This is a genomic window from Lentilactobacillus kefiri, assembly GCF_007989105.1.
GTDB classification, from domain to species: domain Bacteria; phylum Bacillota; class Bacilli; order Lactobacillales; family Lactobacillaceae; genus Lentilactobacillus; species Lentilactobacillus kefiri.
Genome location: NZ_BJVK01000056.1, coordinates 1 through 7,115, shown reverse-complemented (window position 1 = coordinate 7,115; position 7,115 = coordinate 1). Strand labels below are relative to the sequence as shown.

Here is a 7,115-nt window from a genome sequence, read left to right as displayed (position 1 = left end):
TTTTGATTGAATCGGATTTCTTAAATGAATTTCCGAAAGTGGGAGGGGGTCGTACGATAAAACTTTTTAAATTGATCAATGAAGTGTGATGGATTATGAAAGCCGACTTTTGCGGCGACCTCGCGAATTTCCAGAGTTGGATTGGTTAACAGCAATTCCTTGGCCTTACGCATTCGATAATCGGTTAGATACTCAAGCGGAGTCATTGTGTATAAGCGTTTAAATACCCGGTTTTGATAGGTGACCGAATAGCTGGTAACTTTGGCAAGCTTTTCATTGGAAATGGGTTCGGCGTAGTGATTTGCAATGTATTTGAGAATTGGAGTTGTGATGGCGGAATCCTGATAGCGGTGATTGTTTAGTAAATTATTTTGTTTGAGCAGCATGATAAACTTATAGATTTGAACGGATTGATCGAGCAGCGCAATCGGATGGCTGTTGTTAAATTCATTCAAGACTTCCGGAATAAAAGTTGTTAGTTCAGGCGAAACTTGATTGATCACCAGATAATCACCAAGTTTCAAAAAGTCGGCCAGGGAACGACAAAGCGTGCCGTTGAAGGTCAAAAACGATACTTTCCAGGGACTTCCCCCAGTTGGGTGGCATTCATGAGCGACTCTTGGGCGCAGGAGAATTCCTTGTTGTGGCTCCAATGAAATGCTTTGGTGGTCGATCGTGATGACGCCACTGCCGCTTTGCGTCTGCAGCCAATGGTAGGCGTAATAGCCATTTAGCCGGTGAATTGGCGGCTGGTTCCAGTCATAGCCGACACTGTCACAATATAGCGGCATAGTTTCCACAGGTTTATTAAATGCAATTCGCATAGTAGCACTCCCTTTTAGTTTATTTTACTATAACTAGGTTAAATTAGGTTAAATTTGGGTATTTTAGGGTAAAAAGTTGGCATTGGTGAAAGCCCTTACATTATATACTTGCTTTGTAAGCAAATATTTCTCAAATATTTCATACCGAAACCCGCATTTATTTGGCGGATATCGGCACGCTGGGAGGCGTTTTATAAATTGGATGCTGTACAAAAGAAAGATCGCCGGAAAAAATTCTGGTCGATTTTCAACTTTGGGTTTGCGAATATAGGTGGATCAGCGGTTTATATGACCTTCGGGACCTACTTTATGGTCTATGTTACCTCGGCCATGTTTACCGGCGTTCCAAAAGCACAAGCCAACAAGCTCATTGCAATGATTACCGGATTGATTTTCATTATTCGGCTTGTGGAAGTTTTCATTGACCCGATTATTGGTAATATTGTTGATAATACCAATACCCGCTGGGGAAAATTTAAGCCGTGGCTGATTGGTGCCGGGACGATATCCAGTCTATTACTGGCATTACTGTTTTCCGGGATCTTTGGCTTATCGCGGATAAGTGCAACTTGGTTCACCATCATGTTTATCCCGATCTTTATCACCTTTGATATCTTTTATTCATTCAGAGATGTTTCATATTGGGGCATGGTGCCCGCTTTGACTGAAGATAGTCATGAACGGTCATTATTTACTGCCGCTGCTAACTTCAGTGCATTTGGTCAAAACATTGTGACCATCATTATTGTTCCTGTTGTCACATACGTTACGTTTGTCTTTACCGGGTCACACAACGAAGGGCAACCCGGCTGGACGGCATTTGGCATTTTAATCGCCGTTGTCGGCATCATTTGCTCGTTCGTGGTTGGTTTGGGAACGCATGAAAAACATAATGCTTTGCGTGCCGTTACTAAACAAAAGACAAGTTTGAAAGACATGTTCTGGGCTTTGGCTCATAACGATCAAATGCTGTGGACCGCATTTCCATACCTAATTTATGGATTTGGTAACGCCTCCACTGCCGGCCTGATGTTCTACATGTTCAAGTACGTCATGGATAAGCCTGGGTTATTCTGGATTGCCGGTCTTATCCCGACAATTGCCGGTTTCTTTACCTCGCCGTTGTATCCCATCATCAATAAGTGGGTTACCAGAAAGACCATCTACGCTGTCAGCATGTGCAGCATGATTTTAGCCTACATTTTGCTGATTGTGTCAGTTGATGACTTACCGATGGTTATCACCGCCATGATCCTTTATTACGTGCCACAAGGCTTCATTTTCATGGCCGTTATTCTGACGTTGACTGATACGATTGAATATGGTCAACTTAAAAATGGGACCCGTAACGAAGCTGTTACCTTGGCCATCCGTCCAATGCTGGACAAGATGTCCGGTGCGATTTCAAACGCCATTGTTGGTTGGGTTGCCGTTGCTGCCGGGATGACCGGTACCGCAACCGCTGCTTCAATGACACCCGGAGGCATTTCATTATTCAAACTGGTTGCTTTCTGGATTTCATTGTTCCTGCTCGTTGCTGCATTGTTCATTTACGTCTTTAAGGTAAAGATTTCTGAAAAGAAGCATGATGAGATTGTTGATGAATTGCAGAAGAAATTAGCGACTGAAGGAATTTCCGGAGCTCAAGCTGCAGACAACACCACAGCTCAAACGGAAGTTACCATGCCTGGCGCCAAGGCTGCTACAATTGCCGTTGCCGCACCAGTTAGTGGTGTGTGCGTTAACTTGGCAGATGTGGTTGACGAGCATGACCATAAAGGCTTGCCAGGTAACGGAATCGGTATTCAACCGACGGAAGGCAAGATATACGCGCCGTTTGATGGCCAAGTGCTGATGCTGTTTACCACCAAGCACGTCATTGGTTTACGCTCGAATGATGGTTTGGAAGTCTTGATTCATGTGGGACTTGGTACCGTGAATATGCGTGGCGAAGGCTTCATTAACCATGTTGATTCTGGCCAGTCCTTCAAGAAGGGTGACTTACTGCTGGAATTTAACCGTGACAAGATTCAGCAGGCAGGCTACAAAGATACCGTGGTTGTCTTGCTGACACAGGGTGACAAGGTTGTTCAGACTGATTACACGCAGCAAGAGGTCGTTAGTCACGGTGATGAACTTGTGAAGGCTCAATTGAAGAAATAAGATTGGGACGAAAGGCGTTTTGATCCCAGAATTTAACGCACTAAAGGCCCTCATTCCAAAACCTGGAATGAGGGCCTTTAGTGCGTTAAATGGGGTCAATGGAACATCCATACGAAAAGTAGCGGTAGGAACCCCAACAAAAAATCCAAAACATTGATTTAACAGCGTTTTGGATTTTTTGTCACTGAACTAAACCATCATTGTCTCGGAACATTCATACGAAAAATAGCGGTACGCTTTAAAAACCGAACATTAGCTATTTTCCTCAAGGGTATCTAATGGTCGTAATTGGCCATCTGCGAGGGCTTCATCGTATTGAAAAGTATACTGACCGATAAAATTAATATGCTCAAACATCAATGGTGATAGTTTGCCGATCATTTCATCATCGCATTGATAGCCCTCCGTTTTCATTTTGGCAATAATTGCTTCCATATATACGGTGTTCCAATAGATGATCGCATTGGTCACTAAACTGAGGGCATTTAGTTGTTCCTCCATGCCGTCAAAATACGTTTGATACAGCTTGCCTTTCCGGCCATAGAAAATATTTCGGCAGAGCGCGTGGCGGGCTTCTCCTTTATTGAGCTGTTCTAAAATTTGGCGGGCGTAGCCCTCATCGGAGAGATACCGCAGTTGATGTTTCGTCTTGTAAACTTTGCCATACTCCGTAATCGCTTTGCCCAGCTGAGTGGGGTGACCTTCTCGCTGTAAAGCTTGTGTTAATTCGGTGGCGTTGACTTTCCCCGATTTTAATGAGCCGGCCACTCGGAGAATATCGTCCCAATTATCCGCAATTAATTGTCGATTAATCCGATTTTGGGAAACGCCATTGAGAATTTGATAATCAGCTTGAGGATCACAACGCCAGAGTTTCGTTCCCTGATTGTTCGCAATTCGGGGACTAAATTGAAAGCCTAAGAGGCCAAACAAGCCAAAAACTAAATCACTATACCCCGCCGTATCCGTCATGATTTGTTGGGGTTCTAAATCACTGGTTTGGTTTAAAAAGCCTTCCAACAAATAAAGTGAATCACGTAAGGTGCCGGCCACGACCATACCATGAAAGCCAATGTATTGATCAGAAACAAAGTTGTAGAAAGTAATTCCTCGACCGCGGCCAAAATATTTCGGGTTGCTGCGCGAATAAAGTGAGCGCTGCGGGGTGACATAACGAATTCCATCTGCCGAGGCCATTTGCCCGTCGCCCCAAATTTGGGCCGTTTTGAGTTGCCGATGCGCCTTAATAATTCGGTGGTTAGCCGCTGACAACGTATCTAATCGTAGATATTGATGGTCAACGTACAAAAGCCGGTCATGTTTTAAATTGCGATCCGTCTTCTTAGCTACTGGTGAAAGCCCAATATTACAAGCTTCGGCCAGTAGCACGGCTAAGATACTGATATCCACATGCTTCATTTTGGTCTCCCCGGCATTTAGATGGGTAAAACAGTGGGTTAATTGTAACTGTTGATTCATTTCTAACAGGAGATCAGATAAATCAATCTTGGGAATTAATCGCCGGACGCGATTTCGAAAAGCGGCTTCATCTTTGTGTTCCCGCGTTTTGCGTAGTTTGGCGACCACAATCTTATCGTGACCACCGACTTGTTCAATCCGAGCCATTGCTGAATCCGGCCAATTCTTAAGCGTCTCTTGATACGAGAGATTTAAGTCGGTTTCAAGCATTTCAACGGCCGCCGAACCGGTTTCTGGTAAGTTTAATTGTTGAATTAAGATGGCTTTTTGCGACTGCCAAGTGGTTTGATCAATCAGGCAGGCCATCGGATCGGTGTAGCGCTCACTTTGGGTCACATAAATATCATGACGTTTGAGGCCATGCATTAATTGCTCGATGCCCGCAATTAAAACGCACTGGTTGGTAAGGTTCGGGTGCTGATTGATGTAATATCGCCATTTTTTCGGGAGCTGAGCTTCGATGCTTTGAAACATGGAATAGGTAATTGGCCGGGGAAAGCGCTGCTCAATTAACCGCCAAACCGTTAAACTATCTTGACCGTAGTGGGTACCGGCAAAGGTAATGGTCGCTAAAATATCAGGAATAAACTTTCTGAATTTACGGTAAGCCGTTAACAATTCTTCAATGGCGATCGGTTCTTCATCATTATGAACCAGTTGATTCACTTGGGTGACGGCTGACTGAATATTATCTGGCCCATATTGTCGCAGGATTGTTGGTCGTAGAGCTTGCTGGTCAATGGTATCGTCCAAGACTAAGCCCACAATTTTCGCCAAAGTGAGCGCCGCCTGATCTAAATCTTTTAAAGTGCGCATCCGTTCCTTAGTTTCTTTATTCTTAGCACGTTTAAACAGCGTTTCATAAAAGCGGGAAAGCGCTAGTAGTTGTTCATCCATGGCCCGCTTACGATACTCGTAAACAAAAGCGACTAATAGAGCCGTTTGGCGCGTTGGATTCATCCGCTTAATCAAACTGGCCTTGGCGTTAAAGGCATACTTGGCGAGTTGTTTGAGTTTACCTTCCGGAATCGTAGCTAATTGCCAGGTCTCCGTTGGGAATTGTCCAAATTGTCGTAGCCGCTGAAAACCACGTTGAATTTCCTTTCGACTTTCGTCCATTAACGGCTTTCGCAAGACGTCCAGGCGAATGGTGGCCCCATACACGGGCGTTTCGACGGCCGTTAATAGATTCCTTAGTTGGTGAACTTCCCTTACCGTTGGGATTGCGGCAATCGCTTGGTCAGTTTGATCAGCGGCTAATTCAATGGTTTGGCTGACAAACCGTTCAAAAGTCGTGATTCCTGGCAACAGGATTTTTTCATCTAAACACTTCTTCAGTAACATGTCAGACAGTAATTGATTGGTTTCATTTGTGTACTTGGCCCGCTTTAGCAGCCATGCCGTTAAGGATTGGTTGATCGTTGGATCCGTGAAGTTACAATAATGATATCGTTGCCGGATCAGATTCTGATGTTGGCTAATCGTCATGCGTCGTGTATATTGTGTGAATGACAGTGCCGAGAGTGACAGCTGTGAAGCTAGATAATCAATGACGGCTTGGGGCACTTGTTGGAGATCATTTGGAAAGGTGCCGAGAAAGCGGACTGACCCTAGCTGAACGGCAAATCCCAACTGGGTAGCTGCCGAACGCATTTCCTTAATTAAGTCGCGGTCAAAATCCGTCAGTTGAAAATATAACCGCAATTGATCAGTTGAGGGAGCGCCGGCAAAGTTGCCTAGGCCTTTCACATTGGTTGGGATTTGGTTAACTTGATTCATATAAGCCTCCAAAGTTTTAAAAAAACTATAGTTTTTGGAATGAACCCGTTATAATTTCTATGTATTGAATTAACGGGCTTACGAGTTTTTAAAAACTCATTCTCAAAAAGTTTATAATAAACCATTGCCAAAAGATAGCTTTTTTTGGCAAATCAATTAAAAGTGGAGGCGTTTCTTAATGATTATTGGCTATGCACGGGTTTCCAAAGATGATCAAAACTTAAATCGACAGGTCGATCAGCTGCAGGCTTATGGAGCCGAAAAAATTATCCAAGAAAAATTTACAGGGACCAAGCGCCAACGGCCCGGTCTTGATCAATTACTCCAGCTCATTCGGGCCAACGATGTCGTGGTGGTGGAAAGTATTTCCCGGTTGGGACGACAGACCCTCGATATTTTAAATCTCATTCAACTCCTGCACCAAAAACAAGTAAAGTTTGTTTCCTTAAAAGAAAATATGGACACCGCCACCCCCACCGGTCGGGCGATGTTACAAATGATGAGTGTGATTGCTGAATTAGAACGTAATTTGCTGGCCGATCGGGTCAAGGAGGGGATTGCGGCTAGTCGTCGACGCGGGGTCACGGTTGGCCGGCCGCGAGTTCCCCAGGAAAAACTCAAGATTGCCATCCGGATGTACCGGAGTAACGAGTATTCGGTGAAAGAAATTTTGGCCACCAATCAGATTTCGGCTGGCACTTTTTATCGCGAAGTAAACCGGCTCAAACTAAAAAAGCTCAAACGAAAAGACGAACAGTAAGCATAATTCATACTTCACTAATTCGTCTTCCTACCGCTACTTTTCGTATGGATGTTCCATTGACCCCATAATCTAGGCAATCAGCTGGTAGACGCGTGTGAACATATTGG

Annotated in this window: 4 protein-coding genes; 2 read left to right on the top strand and 2 right to left on the bottom strand. The window is 44.3% G+C overall.

Annotation, left to right across the window (positions count from 1 at the left end):
* Window positions 1–20: 20 nt before the first annotated feature.
* A complete protein-coding gene (locus LKE01_RS11110) occupies window positions 21–824 on the bottom strand; it encodes an AraC family transcriptional regulator (RefSeq protein WP_095345037.1) in 804 nt (267 codons plus the stop codon).
* Between the two features lie 198 nt (window positions 825–1,022).
* On the opposite strand from LKE01_RS11110, the gene LKE01_RS11105 reads away from it, so the two are divergent.
* Complete coding sequence (locus LKE01_RS11105; protein WP_095345038.1) at window positions 1,023–2,987, top strand: sugar MFS transporter; 1,965 nt, start codon at window positions 1,023–1,025, stop codon at window positions 2,985–2,987.
* Window positions 2,988–3,239: 252 nt separating this feature from the next.
* Here the strand turns inward: LKE01_RS11105 and LKE01_RS11100 are convergent, their stop codons facing one another.
* Window positions 3,240–6,245, bottom strand: coding sequence for a Tn3 family transposase (locus LKE01_RS11100; protein WP_095345039.1), 3,006 nt, complete (start codon window positions 6,243–6,245; stop codon window positions 3,240–3,242).
* A gap of 178 nt (window positions 6,246–6,423) precedes the next feature.
* Here LKE01_RS11100 and LKE01_RS11095 point away from each other — a divergent pair, with 178 nt between their 5' ends.
* Window positions 6,424–7,005, top strand: a complete 582-nt coding sequence (locus LKE01_RS11095; protein ID WP_054769832.1) for a recombinase family protein — start codon at window positions 6,424–6,426, stop codon at window positions 7,003–7,005.
* Window positions 7,006–7,115 lie beyond the last annotated feature (110 nt).

What these genes read in the sequence shown, in the direction of transcription:
- LKE01_RS11110 (WP_095345037.1), bottom strand. Translation starts at nt 824, where the DNA reads ATGCGAATTGCATTTAATAAACCTGTGGAAACTATGCCGCTATATTGT.
- LKE01_RS11100 (WP_095345039.1), bottom strand. Translation starts at nt 6,245, where the DNA reads ATGAATCAAGTTAACCAAATCCCAACCAATGTGAAAGGCCTAGGCAAC.
- LKE01_RS11095 (WP_054769832.1), top strand. Translation starts at nt 6,424, where the DNA reads ATGATTATTGGCTATGCACGGGTTTCCAAAGATGATCAAAACTTAAAT.